This is a genomic window from Tsuneonella suprasediminis, assembly GCF_003605755.1.
Lineage (GTDB): Bacteria > Pseudomonadota > Alphaproteobacteria > Sphingomonadales > Sphingomonadaceae > Tsuneonella > Tsuneonella suprasediminis.
This window is the reverse complement of sequence record NZ_RAHJ01000017.1, coordinates 51223-66826: the sequence shown is the minus strand read 5'-3', so window position 1 is coordinate 66826 and position 15604 is coordinate 51223. Positions and strand designations below refer to the sequence as shown.

Sequence of the window (15604 nt, the reverse complement as noted above, 5' to 3'; positions counted from 1 at the left end):
AGTGCGTTCGCGTGTGGACTTCGAATTCGCCCAAATCGCCGGGATGCGTGACTTTTCCACCTGCCGAAAATTGATTGTCGCGCGCGCCATGCAGCGGTGAATACGCCCGTCGACCCATTGTAGGAAAGCGACGCACGGCTTCCGCCCCCATGCCGCGCACCGGAATGGCGGCGCCCTGCCAGCGCAGCGCCCAGGAAGCTGGCCCCCGGCTCAAGGCCGGGTTGACGGTGGGGCCGCGGGGATTGGAAGATATTTGGAGCGGTCTTCCGCCTCCATCTCAGCGGAAGCAATTGCCAGTGCCCCCACGAAGCCAACTCTGGCAACTGCCGACCGCGCTATCTCAGACCTCGGGCACCCACCTACCCACTCGTCATTGCGAACGCAGTGAAGCAATCCATGACCCGACAGTCCCGCCCATCGCGCCGGTTGTGGTGGAGACAAAGGGCGGTCCATGGATTGCCACGTCGCCTGCGGCTCCTCGCAATGACGAGTGTTGGCGGGATGAGTGAAGCCATCCCACACGTCGCCCCGGACTTGATCCGGGGCCCCGCTGTTCTGCCAACCCACCAACATCGTTCACCCGCCGGGGTGGTAGAAATCCCATATCTTCTGCGCCACGCCTGCGCTGATGCCCGGCGTGCGTTTGAGGTCTTCCAGTGCGGCGGCGCGCACTTTGCCTGCTGTGCCGAAATGCAGCAGCAGCGCGCGTTTGCGGTTGGGGCCAATGCCGGGGATCTCGTCCAGCGGCGATGCGGTGATCGCGCGGCTGCGTTTGGCGCGGTGGGCGCCGATCACATAGCGGTGCACTTCGTCGCGCAAGGTCTGGAGATAGAACAGCAGCGGCGAATTGACCGGCAGTGTCTTCTCTCGCCCATCGGGGAAGTGGAACACCTCGCGCCCTTCGCGCCCGTGGTGCGGCCCCTTGGCGATGGCGATCAGCGGCACATCCTCGATCCCCATTTCCTCCAGCGTGTCGCGCACGGTGCTCATCTGGCCTTTGCCGCCGTCGATCAGCACCAGATCGGGCCACGTGCCATCTTCACCGCTCGTCGTATGGTCGGGGTCATCCTCCAGCGCGCGGGCGAAGCGGCGCTGCATCACTTCGCGCATCATCCCGAAATCGTCGTTCGTCTGCGCGCTGCGAATGTTGAACTTGCGATATTGCCCTTTCACAAAGCCCTCTGGCCCGGCAACGATCATCGCGCCCACTGCCTTGGCACCCTGAATATGGCTGTTGTCGTACACTTCGATCCGCTGCGGTGGTTCGGGCAGTTCAAGGAATTCGGCCAGTTGGCGCCCGATCTGCGCACGGGTGCCGCTTTCGGCCAGTCTGCGGTCGAGCGCTTCCACCGCATTGCGGCTGGCCTGTTCCATCAGCCGCCGCCGGTCGCCCCGCTGCGGAACAGAGATGTCCACCCGGTGCCCCGCCGCTTCGCAAAATGCCTCTTGCAACAGATCGCGATCGGGCAAATCGCGATCGACGAGGATGTTTTTCGCCGGAGGAACTTCTTCGTAAAACTGCGCGAGGAAGCTGGACATAACCTCTGCCTCGCTCAGCCCGTCGGTGTGGCTGGGGAAGAATGCCCGGTGGCCCCAGTTCTGCCCGCCGCGCACGAAAAACGCCTGCACTCCGATATGGCCGCCTTTGCTTGCCATTGCGAAAACATCGGCATCGCCCACCCCGGCGGCATTGATCGCCTGGCTGCCCTGAATCGCAGTGGCAGCGCGCAGCCGGTCGCGCAGCATCGCCGCCCGTTCGAAGTCGAGCGCCGCAGCCGCCTGTTCCATCTGCGCTTCGATCTGGGCCTGCACCGCGCCCGATTTGCCGCCGAGAAAATCCTTCGCCTGCTGCACCAGTTCGGCATAGCCCGCTTCATCGATCCGCCCGACGCACGGCGCACTGCACCGCTTGATCTGATAAAGCAGGCACGGGCGGTCACGACGGGAGAAGAATCCGTCGGTGCAGCTCCGCAGCAGGAACAGTTTCTGCAGCGCGTTGATCGTGGTGTTGACACTGCCCGCGCTGGCAAAGGGGCCGTAGTAATTCCCCTTCGCCCGCCGTGCCCCGCGATGCTTCATGATCCGTGGGAAATCGTGATCGGCGCGCAGCAGGATGAACGGAAACGATTTATCGTCTCGTAGCAGCACATTATACGCCGGGCGGTAGCGCTTGATGAGCTGCGCTTCCAGCAGCAGCGCCTCGGCTTCCGAATTGGTGGTGACGATTTCCATCCGGCGGGTCTGGCTGACCATGCGTTGCAAGCGGTTGGTCAGGTTCTGCACTTGCGTGTAGTTCGTCACCCGGTTCTTCAGCGCCCGCGCCTTACCGACATAGAGCACGTCGCCACGCGCATCGAGCATACGATAGACGCCCGGAACCGGCTTTAAGGTTTTAACCGTGTCGCGGATCGCCGCTACCCCTGCCGCGAGATCGGGCTGGCTGGAGCCTTTGACAACAAAAGTCGCCCGCTCCTCGTTGAAGCGTTCGGCACCTCTGGGGTCTGGCGGGGATCCGGCTTCTGTGCGGCTCATATGCGCGCCAAGATAGGTTTCGCAGCGAAATTGGGAAGGGATTGGTTCGCAAGTGCAAAATTGTTCGTCAATGAATTCAGCCGCCTGTTCGCAATAAAGGCGAATTATCTCGGTTTTTCAGAGACTCTAGCTTGTGGATAACTCTGGATTACGGGACAATGGCTCAACCGTGAAGTGATTCGCCAAGCCAGGGGTGGGGGCGCGATGAAGTACGATTACACGATGCATCGGACCGATGCATTTCCGGATATATACGGAAACGGGGAATGTCCGGAACGGATACTCGAAGAAATATCCCGTAACCGTTTACCGCATGGCCATGTGATTACGTTCGCCAATGAAAAAGGCGGCGTGGGCAAGACCACGATGGCTTTTCAGGCGGGCGTAGCGCTGGCATCGCGTGGTTTGCGGGTGCTGGCGGTGGACCTCGACGCCCGCCAGCGCAGCCTGTCGCGCACACTGGAGGCGCGCCACGCCACCGCCCATTGTCTGAATGCAAAACTGCCTGCGATCCGGTCGATCCGCATCGATAATACCAGCACCGCCATGCTGCAGCAGGAAATCGCCCGCCTCGGCACCGAAATCGATGTCGTGATTATCGACGTGGCCGGGCGCGACTGCCCGCAGGCGCGGCGTGCGATTGCCTTGGCCGATAGCCTCGTCACTCCGATCAGTGCGTCGCATTACGATCTCGATGCTCTGGGCCATTTCGATCCCGTGACACATGAACTGCGCGAACCGAGCGCCTTTGCCCGGACAGTCCTTGCCTTGCGCGCGGAACAGCTTGCGCGCGGATTGAGGCAGGCGGAATGGGTGGTGGCCCGCAATCGTGTGCGGTCGGTCGATTCCGCTCAGATGGAACGGATCGGCGCGGGGCTGCTTCAGCTATCCGAAAGCTATAACTTGCGGATCGCGGAAGGGCTGAGTGAACGGGTGGCCTATCGCGGCCTGCTGCAATTCGGGCTTACTATGGCCGATATCCCTCTGATTCCCCAACTGCGGAAACACGCACGCAAAGGCAGGCAGGAAATCGACCGCGTTCTGGCGACCTTCGATCTGCCCGAACCGCCGGAAACCGCCACGCCGCATCGTTCCGAGACTGCCCCCGCACGCCGCGCACCGGTACTGAACCGCACCCGCGACAATTATGTACGCGCGGTTCTGGAAACGCTTTGCCCGACACGGGTGGAGGCATAGCGGCATCGCCGGGCATTGCGTACCGGCAAGCAACCATGCCTCCCCATGACGGGGCGTTCTTTTAGAACACCTTGCGGAATTCGATTTCCACGAACCGCCCGACCGGATCGATCAATGCGGGCTGATAGCGCAGCGGAACTGTTCCAGTGGAATCGGTCACTTTCTGGCGCGTATCGAACAGGTTGTCTGCCCGCAGCGACATCCGCCAGCCCTTCCAGAAGCCTGGATCGCCCCCGCCGGTCAGCCAGTCTTGCTGAGCGAGGTCCATAAACACGCGCAGGTTGAACGTCGTCAGCGAACCGAACCGCAGATCGCTCGACCCCGGCAGTCCGCTGCCGTTCACGGTCGTCGCGTTCTGGTAATTGGCGGACAGACGGCCGCCGATACCGCCGCGGAACAGGCCGCCTTCCAGCTCCAGCTTATGGCGCGGTGTGCCGCCGCTGCCGGTGGCATCGCCGTTGAGCATATCGAGTTCCGGCCCGCCCGGTGCGATCAGCACGCGATTGGTCAGCTCGACCGTGTGATAGAGCGAGAGGTTCCACCGTCCGCGCCCATCGTCACCCCGGCCAAAGCCAGGCACCCCGCCACCGCGACTGCCTCCACGCGCGCCATTGCCCGACTGACCACCCTGCTTCGCGGCATCACCCGCAGGTGCACCGCTGGGCGGGGTCATCGAACACAGCCGCTGCTGCAAAGCCTTGAGCCGCGCCGGATCGACCTGCCCGTCGGGGCCCTTCAACCGTTCAAGCACGCGTTCCGGCAAAACAGTAAGATCGGGCTCCTTGCCCGGTTCGGGGCACAACGCGATCCGCAGCTTTTCAAACCGGGCCGGGTCCATTTGCGGGCGTGGATTCGCGCCATCGGCCGAACAGATACGTTCGCGCGCCTGCGCCACCTTGGCCGGATCGACATTTCCGTCTTCGCCCTTCAGACGTTCCTGCATCCGTTCGGGAAGCTGGGAAATATCGGGCACCTGCCCTTCGGGAGTGCCGCAGAATTGCGCCCGCATCGCGGCAAAGCGCGATGGATCGAAAGCAGCGACACTTCTCGGCCCACCAGCGCCCTGCCCACCCGGCGGAGGCCCGGCCTCGCCCGCCGGTGGCGAAGCAGGGGCCGGGGCAGAGGTGCCACGCCCGCCGCCACTGTCGCCGCTTGGCTCAGCTTCCTTCGCTTTGCCAAATCGCCCGAACAGGTTGACGCCATAGCGAATGCGCGAACTGTTTTCCTCCGCAAAGGTCACCGGACGCTGATCGATCGCCAGCAAAGTGCCGTCGGCTGCCCGCGTCACCCGATCAGGGAACGCCGCCTCGATCGCCGGGGTCAGCACCGGGAAACTGTTGGTGGTGTTGGTCGAATGATTGCTGAAATATTCGACCCGGAAGCTTGTGCGGTCGAACAGGTCGATGTCGTAATTGGCCGACAGTTTCCAGTCGCGCTGGGTTTCCGCTGTCAGGTTGGGATTGCCGCCGCTGGTCACTGTGGCCAGCACAGTGGTCCCATTGGTGAAATCGTACACCGGCACATTGTAATCGATCACTGTGGGGTTGCCGAGCTGGCTGAGACCCGGTGCCGCTTCGCGCACGATATAGCTGGCCTGCAGCCCCAGTCGCTCGGTCGGTCGCCAGTTGATGCCGGTCGTCCAGTTAGTCAGCGTGCCGAAGTCGGACAAGTGATCGATCCCGCCCGAAAGGTTGAGCGAGATATCGCCCAGCCCGGCCAGCACATCGTTCCGGGTGCTGCTGATCGGAACACCGATATTAATCCCGCCCGACAGATCGCCACGCGTCAGTTGCGTCGCGCCGGTGGTGGTGCGGGTATCGGTGCTGTCGATCCGGGTCCAGTCATACCCGGCCGTCAGCGTCATACTGACATCGCCCGCTGGCAACGTGATCGGATTGCCAATCAATGTGGTCTTGTTCGACACCGAATAGACTTTGCTGAGCGCGCGATCCTGCCCCGCATAGGCGACGGACGGCAGATCGCCATCGATCGCCAACGTTCCCGCCGCGGCGGCATCCACCAGCGCCGTGGTATCGCGTCGCCGGTCGATCTGGCTGTCGGTGTCGGTGCGCGTCGCGTCCAGTGTCGTTTGGAACTGCCACGCGCCCAGCGGCAACGCCAGCGAACTGCCCACCGAATAGGCATCGGTGGTGGTACGCCGCGTGATCGGATCGGCATCGAGCGTCCGCAGGGCGGTGTTGCCGACACCGTCTGTCAGCAGAACCGTGTCGAGCCCGGAAAGGCTGCGTTTTACATTACGCGTGACCTGACCGTTGATCGTGAACTGGCCGCCCAGCCCATCTTTGCCCAGCCCGCGTGTCCAGGTGAGGTTCCCTTCCATTTCCTGATTTTTCGCCACCAGAGTGCGATAATCCGCCGGGTTCGGATCGGTGGCCACCGTGGGTTCGCTGCCGTCGGCCTGCACCACTCCGCGCTCCCCTTCGGTCAGAGGCGTAGTGGTGGTATATTCAGCGCTGGCGTTGAACCGGTTCGGCCCGGCAATCCGCAGCATCGACAGTTCCACCTCCCCGGTGCTGGTCCCGCCTTGTGTTGGCATGCCATATTCCGCCTCTATCTCGCGGTTGGCGAAATCGCTTTTCAGAATAAAGTTCACCACTCGTGCATCAGCGGGATAGCCGAATTTCAGCGCCACTTCTTCAGGCAGCACTTCGACCTTGCGGATCGCTTCGGGTGGGTAACGGCGAAATTCGCGGAAATTGGCAATCCGCTGACCGTTGACGAGGAACACCGGACGCCCTCCGCGCCCGCGCCCCGATCCGGTCTGCGGGGAAAGCTGTGAGATCAGATCGTCGATCGACGATGCACCATAGGCCGCAATGTCGGCTTCAGCGAGTTCAAGCACCGGAGGCACATCGGTATCGACCTGACCCGGCAAACGGGTGGCAGTCACGATAATTTCGTTGGCGAAATCATCCGCATCGTCTTCCTCCGGTGCGGTTGTCGGCGTCGGGGTGCCCTGCGATACAGGTGCGGCATCGGCGGCGGCGGCCACTGCGGGCGCGCCGCATACGGCCAGAGCGATCAGCGAAACTGTGGTCGAGGTTATACGCAAGAGTCAGTTACTTTCATTTTCCAAATGCTTTTGGCATTTTCCAAGTGCTTCTGGTTCCCCCCGGTCCCAGCGCAGATTCCTGCAAATTCGCAACTGCGAAAACAACAGCGCAAAGCGTAACTTTTTGTCGCAGGCTCATTGCCCGCATGTGAACCGGGATATTTTCGGCAAATGCGGCAGGCACTTTCTTTTTCGCGATCACCGGTCTATGGGGCGCCACCGGTGCAAGGCGCACCTAACCCCAAAATACAGGAACCGACTGGATACATGGCAAAAGAAGAACTCCTCGAAATGCGCGGCAAGGTAGTCGAACTGCTGCCAAACGCGATGTTCCGGGTAGAGCTTGAAAACGGCCATGAAATCCTCGGCCATACAGCAGGCAAGATGCGTAAGAACCGCATTCGCGTGCTGACGGGGGACGAAGTCCTCGTCGAACTGACGCCGTATGATCTGACCAAAGGCCGCATCACATACCGCTTCATGCCGGGACGCGGCGGCCCCGGCCCGCAATAAGCGCCGTGGCCCCGGCGGCCCGGTGATACTGGTCCGGTGAATACGCCCCCTGCCCCCCAACTCGTGCTCGCTTCGGCCAGCCCCCGGCGACGGGAGCTGATCGCTCGACTCGGCATTGCGCCCGATCGGGTTGCCCCTGCCGATATCGACGAAACCCCGCACAAGGCGGAAATCCCGCGCGATTATGCTCAGCGCATGGCTCGGGAGAAAGCCGTTGCCGCTGCCACGATGATCGGGAATGCCAGCGATGGCGCCTTCGTATTGGCGGGCGACACAGTTGTCGCCGCCGGTCGCCGTATCCTGCCCAAAGCGGAAGACGAATCGACCGCGCGCCAGTGCCTCGAACTGCTGTCGGGCAGGCGTCATCGCGTGCTATCCGCCATCGCCCTGCGCGCGCCGGATGGCACGATCCGCGAAAAGCTGAGCGAAACGGTAGTCCGCTTCAAACGCCTCTCCGACGACGAACTGGCCGCCTATCTCGCCAACGGTGAATGGCACGGCAAGGCAGGCGGATACGCGATACAAGGCGCGGCCGAAGGGCTGATCGCGTGGATACAAGGCAGCCATTCGGGCGTCGTCGGCCTGCCGCTGTACGAAACCCGCGCTCTGCTGCGCGCGGCGGGGTTTCCCATTGCCTGAATGGCTGGTCGAACACGGCATCGGCGAAGACCGCGCGGTGCTGATGGATGGCGACAGGGTATTGGCGGCAAAGTGTCGCTGGCCGGGCGAACTCTATGCCGGGCAATCGATCGATGCGAAGCTCGTCCGCAAGGAAGCGGGCAAGACCCGTGGGCTGGGCGAACTGGCCGATGGCCGCACGATCCTGATCGACCGCCTGCCGCGCAATGCGCAGGAAGGGGCAACGCTGCCGCTTACCGTTACGCGGGGCGCAATTGCCGAACGCGGTCGGTATAAACTGCCTGCCGCACGCCCGGCGGATATGGCCACCCCCGCCAGCGATGTGTTCGCCAGTGCACGCCCGGTGCGCCGTCTGCCGCAGGGCGTGTGGGAAGATGCGTGGGATGCGGCATCTTCCGGGGAGATCGCCTTCGCGGGCGGATCGCTGCTGTTTTCCGCCACCCCGGCGATGACGCAGATCGATATCGACGGTACCCTGCCCCCACGTGAACTGGCGCTGGCGGCTGTGATGCCGCTGACGCGCGCACTGCGCTGGTTCGATCTGGGCGGTTCCATCGGAATCGACTTCCCGACGATTGCCGACAAGCCGGGCCGCCGCGCGGTGGACGAATCGCTGGGCGCCGCGCTGGCCGACTGGCCGCACGAACGCACGGCGATGAACGGGTTCGGCTTCGTTCAGATCGTCGCCCGACTGGAAGGGCCATCATTGCTGCACCGCATGGCCACCGCGCGTCTGGGCGCTGCGGCCCGCATGGCACTCCGCCGGGCGGAGCGAATCGATGGCGCGGGCGAAACCCTGCTCACCATACACCCGGCGCTGTCAGCCAAGCTGCGCCCCGAATGGCGCGAAGAACTGGTACGGCGCACGGGGCGGCCATTGCAGGTACAAACCGATCCGGCCCTTGCCATCGAAGCGGCCCATGCCCAGCTTGTCTCCCGATGAAGACCGCCCGACCCTGCCCGATCTGCAAGAAACCGCGAACCGAGGAGTTCGCGCCGTTCTGTTCTCAGCGTTGCCGCGACCGCGATCTGGCGCAATGGTTCAACGATGGATACGCCGTACCCGGCCCGCCTGCCGACCCGGAAGCGCTTGCAAGCGAAGGCAGTTTCGACCGGGATCGCACAAACGACTGATTCCCCCCTTGCCAAGCGGCGCTTGCTTGGCCATAGGGCCGCACTCCAACCGCCCGGCGCATTCTGGCTCCGGCGCAAAGGTGGCCTGCCTAGGTAGCTCAGTTGGTAGAGCATGCGACTGAAAATCGCAGTGTCGGCGGTTCGATCCCGTCCCTAGGCACCATCACCTCCTAATCGGACCCGCTAAGAACTAGCATCCGACCTGCTAAGCTGGCCTCAGACCCACTAAGGGCATTTCAGGCACATGATGCTGATCATGTGAATCCTTTGGTTTGCCAGCGGTCCATGAGATTGCTGCAGTTCCCGCAACGATGCATTGCCCATCAGAGCCTTAATCTGGCGTTCAGCTTCTTCTAAATCGGCCTCGGACGGAAAATTCGAGGAGATAGCTGCGGCGTTCTCCTTTATCGGTGAGCAGGGATGCTAGCTCATCAGTATCATCGTCTAAATCTGCGCACATCCACAAGGTGCTGCTTTCGTCCCGCAGACTAAGAACCTAGGGCTTCCTTGCGAGGGTGCCTGCACTTGCGGATACCCATGGCCCCTTGTAGGGACATGCTCCCAAATTGGGAACAATTGTTGACTTCAATGATAGTGGTGGGTAGAATTGATGCGGGTGCTGAGCTTGAAACCGCTGCGAGAACATTGGGAGATGCCAGGACGTGCCGATTCCCAAGGACCTCTCAAGGCGTGGTATTCGGAAGCGAAAAAGGCCGATTGGTCGGGACCCGCGGATGTGAAAGATTTTTATCGTTCTGCCAGCTTTGTTGGTGACAACCGGGTGATCTTCAACATCGGGGGCAACAAGTATCGGCTGGTAGTGCGGATCAACTACGGCGCGAAGATGGTGATGATCAAATTCGTGGGCACTCACGCGGAGTATGATGACATCGACAGTGAAACCGTTGGTGGAGGAAAAAAATGACAATGGTGACTGTAGCCGCAATTCGTTCGGAACCTGATTACGAACGTGCTCTGGAACGCATCGAAGAGATCTTCGACGCGGCTCCCGGAAGCGAAGAGGCCGACGAGCTCGACATACTCGCGACCTTGATCGAGAAATACGAAGCCGCGAACTATTCCGTCGAACCGCCGACACCGGTCGAGGCGATCCAGTTCCGCATGGAGCAGCAGAACCTCACGGCGCGCGATCTGATGCCGATTCTCGGCTCGAGAACCCGTGTGAGTGAAATCCTGAACGGCAGTCGGTCGCTTACTCTGGACATGATCCGAGCTTTGAACACGCACCTGGGTATCCCGGCCGAGACGCTTATTCAGGAAGCGGACGAACCCAGCGAATGCACCCAACGCATAACAGCTCAGGTAGAACGCATCCTGAAGGGTTGGAATGTTCTCAAAGCTGGTGAGGGGTTCAAGGACCTGATGCAGAACGCTTTCGGAGCACGGCCCGCGTTCGCCGCTCTCCGCAAGAGCCGCACCGATCGCACGAATGCGAAGAACGACCAGGGTGCGACGCAAGCATGGTGTGCTGCTGCCGTGTTGTTATCGCGTGAAGTCGAGGTCGAGGGCTCATTCAATCGTGAAGCGCTCGCCAATGCGATGCCCAAGATCGCAGACCTCAGCGCCGTCCATGACGGCATGGAGCAATTGCAGGGGACACTTTCTGCGCTGGGTATAGCCTTCGTTACTCTGCCGCACCTCCCTAGAACCTATCTCGATGGAGCATCGGTGCTGCGTGAGGATGGAGTTCCAGTCGTCGCGCTCAGCCTGAGGCATGATAAAGCGGACACCTTCTGGTTCACGTTGATGCACGAACTCGCGCACGTTCTGAAGCATTTGGGTCAAGGGCAGACAGCGATCGTGGACGACCTGGAACTGAGTTCATCAAACGCTATCGAAAGAGAAGCCGACCGGATCGCCCAGAATACGCTGATCCCGGACTCGCTATGGCGACGCCAAGATACCGGAGAGTTCTTCAGCAAGAAGGACTTGGAGCGCCTTGCTGCTGACGCCAAGCGTGACCCCGCCATCATCGCGGGTCGGTGGCGCATGGAAAACAAGGACTACCGGCGCTTCTCAAGCTATCTTGGACACCGCACCGTCCAAAAACGGTTCCCTGATTGGCAGGCCCGAAAGCAAAAGATCGCCTGATTTTCGATTGCTTCGGGCTGATGGCTAACTGCATATCGGCATCTATACACGCCCCTCGCTCGATAACTGATTTCGGGACGCGAAGATGCGCTTCACTCGAAAATAGTGGTCAGCCCGTCTGTTCTCCAAACCGATCACAAAAGGCCAATTTAAGGAAGTGTTCGGTAAGCGCACGAGCGCTATATCGCGTGACCATTTCGCTCCAGTCATCCCAGCGATCGATGCGCTCGAGCAACCAAAGGTAGAAACAGTCGCGCGCGAAGCGATCATTATCGGGCCAGGTCATCGTCCAGAGCGTGCTGCGAACAGGGATGGCCTGAGTGATGCGCAATCCGATCAGTTTCACGGCCGGCTCGTGGCCAATCGTGTCGGTCACGAAGCGATGCGCCATACGCGCAGCTACGCGTTCCCGTCTTTCGATTTGCTCGGCAGCAGCCAGCCGTTCGGAATGACCTGCAACCGTCCGATTGGCAACGATCCAATCAAGCCCGACGTCTTCCGACGCATCTTCACGCGTCCTCGTCGCAATCAGCATCAGCAATGCGGCGCGCCCTTCGGGCGTGGGCCTTCCGTCCGTGTCGTTCACTAGACCCGCAGCCAGCAGATAAGCTCTGAAGAACTGGTCGAGGTGTCCATCACTCAGAAAGATGTCTCTGACGCGCTCCTCCGCGGCCACGAACCGACCGTCGGCGATAGCGAGGTAGCTCGCCATAAATTCCATAATGCCGTTCATCCATCGGGAATGGATGGCAGGCAGACCAAGACGATTGATCCAGAAAGCCTCACGGACCGATCCCCATTCGCGGCCATCCTCGTCAATCAAAGGCGGTTCTCCCGGGACGGCCCCGTTCGAGACCATCCAATATCCCCAAGGGAGGTCGGGATGCCGATCATCCCCATAGCGCTCTTTACCGGCACCGAATGGATAGAACGAACTGACCATTACTCACCCGAGCGTTCGGTGGGGGCCGGAAGGCCTAGCGGCTCGCATGTCGGGATATCCCTGTTCGAACTCTTCTCGGTCAGCGATTTTAACTTGCGCGCCAGTTCGATGCAGTTCGCGTAGACGAACGACTGATCGCGATAGACGTCACCCTTACGCCCTTCGCCGTATCGATTGTTCGGAACGAGGTCTCCCGGATGGTCGGTATCGAAACCCAGCCACCAGAGATCTTCGTGAAACTCGTCCTCGGTTGTCTGCACCGTGCGATAATCCTGCACCGTCCTGACCCATGTCGTATGGCACACGGTGTAGCGTTCCTGACGCGGCTTACCGTGGGCTCGCCGTTCGAACCGATTGACCTCGCAGGACTTGCAGTAGGTCACGCCACCGTGGACTGTGTTCGAGACGCTGACCGGCACTGCGTCCGCTTCGAAGCCGAACAGCGGATGCTCCGGGCCCACCCCCACATATCCCGAAATCGTCCCGTTCTTCTGGCGTAGCATGATGCAGCCAAGACCCGTCGCCTCGTCTACCCATGCCACCTTGTCGGCCTCGTTGCTCCAAGGGCCGTCACCGGAGGGGCGGCGATCGGGGTTGTGATACACCTGCAGTGCGGTGATGCTGGTGTCCGCGACCGGGTAGGCAACCGGTGCTGCGTTCATCAGGCCATCCGGCATCGTCGCTTTCGTGACCTGCTTGCCGGCAACCTTTCGCTGGGTCGGCTTCCTTGCCATGTTCGGTCCTCCTGAGCTGGATTTTCTGGCCATCGATCAATCCGGACTATCGAGACGATAGCGGCTGTATGCGTCTCGCCGCGTCAGCCTGGGGCCGTGGGCTCGGGCGCCCTTCCCGCTCGAGTAAACCTCGCTGGCCAGCCAAGCCTGTTCCTCGAGAAGGCGGAAATCCATGACCTCACGCCACCAGACCTGCGCCTTCGGATCCCAGCGGTAGCCGCGCATCCGCAAAGCATCCTTGGTCGAGAAGGCCGAGCCGACCGCTTCTATAACGAAACTATCGCATGAAGAGCTGCCATCGAGCTCGTAGAGAAGCGGGCGACCATCGGTCCGCTCATGGCGCAGGAGCTGGATGAGCGCGTCGACATCCCCCTGAGCTCGGTGCGCATCGTAGAACCACCCGGCCTGAGCACAGAGCCAGCCGAGCGACCTGCCTTCGAAACCAGCCGCCACCCAGTCGATCTCCACGCATGAGCAAGCCCACTGCTTGGTCGGCAGGTCGGTGAGGCGCTTTTCCACCATGGGACGATCGAACGCGGCGTTGTGGGCGATGACGACATCGGCGGACGATATGATATCGGTCGCGACCCGATCGTCTATCCGCCGTCCGATGAGGTCCTGGTCCGTAATGCCCGTGATCCGCGTGATGTCCTCGGGCAACGGAACGCCGGGGTCCTCGCGCCAGCACCACGCCCGGCCAATCTCGGTGATGTGCCCGCCGGGATCATACCTGAAGCGTCGCACCGCCAGTTCGATGACCTTGTCGTTCGCGGGATCGAGACCGGTCGTCTCAACGTCGAGGACGGCCGCTACGCGCTGTGGATCGTCGGGATCTCCGAAACCCGTCTCGCCCACATGGAGATCGACGCGGCGCAGCTGCCGGATGTCAGGGCCAGACAGTCCTTCCATTTCAGGTTCCTGCGGCATGCGACTGCGACGCTTCAAAAAACAATCGATCCATCGCATCCGGGTCGGCATCGAACCCGAGGCCCAGGCCGTGCAACAGGATCGCTTTCGAACAGGCGTCCTTCTCCATGCAGGCCTCGATCGGCGGAAGCCCGCCGAAGAGTTCGAGCGGCGTGACCATCCAGTTAACCGGATCCTTGGCCAAGCCATCCCGCTGCAACCGAGCGCCGGTCTCCGCAGCCACGCATGCGATCCGAACGAGCGCGACACGGCGAACCGCCATCATGCCGCCGCTGTCATCCTCGAGCGGATCGAGCGCCCAGTCCATCGGGGCTTGCTCAAAATAAGGGTCGAATTCGTATTCCGCGGTATCGCTCATGGCACCGCTCCCCACGTTCCGCGCCGGACCTACCAGCGCCTCATGACAAAGCACATAGCATGAACAGAAGATACTTCAATAGATAATGAAGTATTGAATTAACTTGTCGGTAGGGATCGCTGACGCTATCAGCAGGAGAATGGAAAAGATGGATGCCGTCGCGAAACTCAGTGCTCTGGCACAGCCAACCCGATTGGAGATATTCCTGGCCATAGCGCGAGCGGCGGACGGCATTACGTCTAGCGAAGTTGCCGAGCAGACCGACACGATGCCCAACAACGCGTCGGTGCACCTGTCGGTGTTGCGGAATGCGGGGCTGGTCTCTTCGACAAAGGATGGGCGCTCAGTCACCTACAGGGCCGAGCGAGTAGCGGTGCAGAGGCTAGCGACCTTTCTGTCCGAAGCCGCCAAATAGTATCCCGCGGACCGTCACAGAGCCGTGATGGCGAGTGCATCTTCTGACATGTAAGGTGCCTAAGCGATCGTCAGGCTTGTTTGGCGATCTCAGAAAGACAGGCCGTAAACATGTTGCGCTGTGCTGTTACCGAAAATCCCTCTCTGACGCGCTGTTCCTCTTTAAGGCCACCGGGCGCGAATTCGACCTTAAGAAGCTGTTCCGGTTCTACACGCGAAAGTCTGAAAAACGCGATAGTATCCGATTGATTCGCTGACACGAAGCATGGTCATCAGGATCGTCACCAAATCCTTCTTCCGGGGTGGGGAACAGGGTTCTGCTCGTGACAGAGAACTCTTTCCTGACCGGATTGCTCTTGCACCGGAACCAACGCTTGTCTCCGGGTCGGGAATGGTCGCCTAGCGTCCATGCCTCTGAATCGCATTCAGGGCACTTGGGCACCCCGTCCTTCCACCGGGCCTGCAGAAAGATTTCATAGGCTTCCTCGTCACTCAGGCATGCGATCTTCCTGACCGGAAGGTCGCGGTAGCGTGCCGAGAGGAGGAACTGTTGAGCGAAATATCACCGTATGAGGATGTTCGCATCATCATATATGGTGTTGCCACTCCGCTGTCGAGTCTAAATGTCATCAGATTCGATGTTCTGGAAAATGGAAAATGATGACGTCACTTGGCATTCGTGCTCATCCAATCCTACAAGGCAGCTTGCATGGAAAGGATCGACGCGATGCCCATCGAAGAGAAAGCCTGGGAAGAGATGGTCAAGAACATACTGCGCGCCGAGATGATGCGCCGAGGGGTATCCTATGCCGGCCTCGCCGATCGGCTCGGCGAATACGGGATCGAGGACAACGAACTCAACCTCCGCAACAAGGTGAGCCGCGGTCGCTTCACAGCCGTCTTCTTCATGCAATGCATGCAGGCCCTGGGCGTCGAAATCCTGCAGATCCCGCACGCCGTCGAGGAGGCCGCCAAGAAGGGCGGCGCACAGAAGCTGGCCCGAGGCCGCACCGGGTCGGAGTCCTGAC

Annotated in this window: 17 protein-coding genes and 1 tRNA gene; 10 read left to right on the top strand and 8 right to left on the bottom strand. The window is 61.1% G+C overall.

Annotated features, from left to right (window positions below; translation table 11 throughout):
* Positions 1 to 576 precede the first annotated feature (576 nt).
* Complete coding sequence (gene uvrC / locus D6858_RS05810; RefSeq protein ID WP_120108183.1) at positions 577 to 2532, bottom strand: excinuclease ABC subunit UvrC; 1956 nt, start codon at positions 2530 to 2532, stop codon at positions 577 to 579.
* 204 nt (positions 2533 to 2736) lie between these two features.
* On the opposite strand from uvrC, the gene D6858_RS05805 reads away from it, so the two are divergent.
* On the top strand, positions 2737 to 3729 hold the full coding sequence (locus tag D6858_RS05805) for a division plane positioning ATPase MipZ (RefSeq protein ID WP_120108180.1): 993 nt from the start codon (positions 2737 to 2739) through the stop codon (positions 3727 to 3729).
* 61 nt (positions 3730 to 3790) lie between these two features.
* Here D6858_RS05805 and D6858_RS05800 read toward each other — a convergent pair whose 3' ends face one another.
* Complete coding sequence (locus D6858_RS05800; protein WP_120108177.1) at positions 3791 to 6802, bottom strand: TonB-dependent receptor; 3012 nt, start codon at positions 6800 to 6802, stop codon at positions 3791 to 3793.
* A 13-nt stretch (positions 6803 to 6815) separates the two neighbouring features.
* Positions 6816 to 7004, bottom strand: coding sequence for a hypothetical protein (locus D6858_RS15615; protein WP_133305248.1), 189 nt, complete (start codon positions 7002 to 7004; stop codon positions 6816 to 6818).
* Positions 7005 to 7069: 65 nt separating this feature from the next.
* Between D6858_RS15615 and infA the strand changes: the two genes are divergently transcribed.
* The 7 genes from infA (at position 7070) to D6858_RS05765 (ending at position 11200) form a co-directional block, all read left to right on the top strand.
* Complete coding sequence (gene infA / locus D6858_RS05795; protein WP_057883479.1) at positions 7070 to 7315, top strand: translation initiation factor IF-1; 246 nt, start codon at positions 7070 to 7072, stop codon at positions 7313 to 7315.
* A 36-nt stretch (positions 7316 to 7351) separates the two neighbouring features.
* Positions 7352 to 7954, top strand: a complete 603-nt coding sequence (locus D6858_RS05790; RefSeq protein ID WP_120108174.1) for a Maf family protein — start codon at positions 7352 to 7354, stop codon at positions 7952 to 7954.
* On the top strand, positions 7947 to 8897 hold the full coding sequence (locus tag D6858_RS05785; protein ID WP_120108171.1) for an Rne/Rng family ribonuclease: 951 nt from the start codon (positions 7947 to 7949) through the stop codon (positions 8895 to 8897). Before D6858_RS05790 ends, D6858_RS05785 begins: the two co-directional genes overlap by 8 nt.
* Positions 8894 to 9088 (top strand): DNA gyrase inhibitor YacG, encoded by a 195-nt coding sequence (locus tag D6858_RS05780; RefSeq protein ID WP_120108168.1) that lies wholly within the window; start codon positions 8894 to 8896, stop codon positions 9086 to 9088. Before D6858_RS05785 ends, D6858_RS05780 begins: the two co-directional genes overlap by 4 nt.
* 87 nt (positions 9089 to 9175) lie before the next feature.
* Positions 9176 to 9251, top strand: a tRNA-Phe gene (locus D6858_RS05775).
* Between the two features lie 447 nt (positions 9252 to 9698).
* Positions 9699 to 10013, top strand: coding sequence for a type II toxin-antitoxin system HigB family toxin (locus D6858_RS05770; RefSeq protein ID WP_120108166.1), 315 nt, complete (start codon positions 9699 to 9701; stop codon positions 10011 to 10013).
* Positions 10010 to 11200 carry an ImmA/IrrE family metallo-endopeptidase gene (locus tag D6858_RS05765; protein ID WP_120108163.1) on the top strand — a complete coding sequence of 397 codons (1191 nt, stop codon included), beginning with the start codon at positions 10010 to 10012 and terminating at the stop codon, positions 11198 to 11200. Before D6858_RS05770 ends, D6858_RS05765 begins: the two co-directional genes overlap by 4 nt.
* Before the next feature lie 109 nt (positions 11201 to 11309).
* Here the strand turns inward: D6858_RS05765 and D6858_RS05760 are convergent, their stop codons facing one another.
* From D6858_RS05760 to D6858_RS15775, 4 genes are all read right to left on the bottom strand, one after another.
* A complete protein-coding gene (locus D6858_RS05760) occupies positions 11310 to 12023 on the bottom strand; it encodes a hypothetical protein (RefSeq protein ID WP_133305247.1) in 714 nt (237 codons plus the stop codon).
* A gap of 119 nt (positions 12024 to 12142) precedes the next feature.
* Positions 12143 to 12877, bottom strand: coding sequence for a hypothetical protein (locus D6858_RS05755; RefSeq protein ID WP_120108159.1), 735 nt, complete (start codon positions 12875 to 12877; stop codon positions 12143 to 12145).
* 36 nt (positions 12878 to 12913) lie between these two features.
* Positions 12914 to 13843, bottom strand: a complete 930-nt coding sequence (locus D6858_RS05750) for a 3'-5' exonuclease (protein ID WP_165859646.1) — start codon at positions 13841 to 13843, stop codon at positions 12914 to 12916.
* On the bottom strand, positions 13788 to 14162 hold the full coding sequence (locus D6858_RS15775; protein WP_165859645.1) for a hypothetical protein: 375 nt from the start codon (positions 14160 to 14162) through the stop codon (positions 13788 to 13790). Before D6858_RS15775 ends, D6858_RS05750 begins: the two co-directional genes overlap by 56 nt.
* Positions 14163 to 14301: 139 nt before the next feature.
* On the opposite strand from D6858_RS15775, the gene D6858_RS05745 reads away from it, so the two are divergent.
* On the top strand, positions 14302 to 14577 hold the full coding sequence (locus D6858_RS05745) for an ArsR/SmtB family transcription factor (RefSeq protein WP_120108155.1): 276 nt from the start codon (positions 14302 to 14304) through the stop codon (positions 14575 to 14577).
* A 207-nt stretch (positions 14578 to 14784) separates the two neighbouring features.
* Here D6858_RS05745 and D6858_RS16320 read toward each other — a convergent pair whose 3' ends face one another.
* Positions 14785 to 15072 carry a transposase gene (locus D6858_RS16320; protein ID WP_420823820.1) on the bottom strand — a complete coding sequence of 96 codons (288 nt, stop codon included), beginning with the start codon at positions 15070 to 15072 and terminating at the stop codon, positions 14785 to 14787.
* A 213-nt stretch (positions 15073 to 15285) separates the two neighbouring features.
* Between D6858_RS16320 and D6858_RS15960 the strand changes: the two genes are divergently transcribed.
* Entirely contained in the window at positions 15286 to 15603 is a 318-nt protein-coding gene (locus tag D6858_RS15960; RefSeq protein ID WP_205664889.1) for a DUF6471 domain-containing protein, read from the top strand.
* Position 15604: the final 1 nt, after the last annotated feature.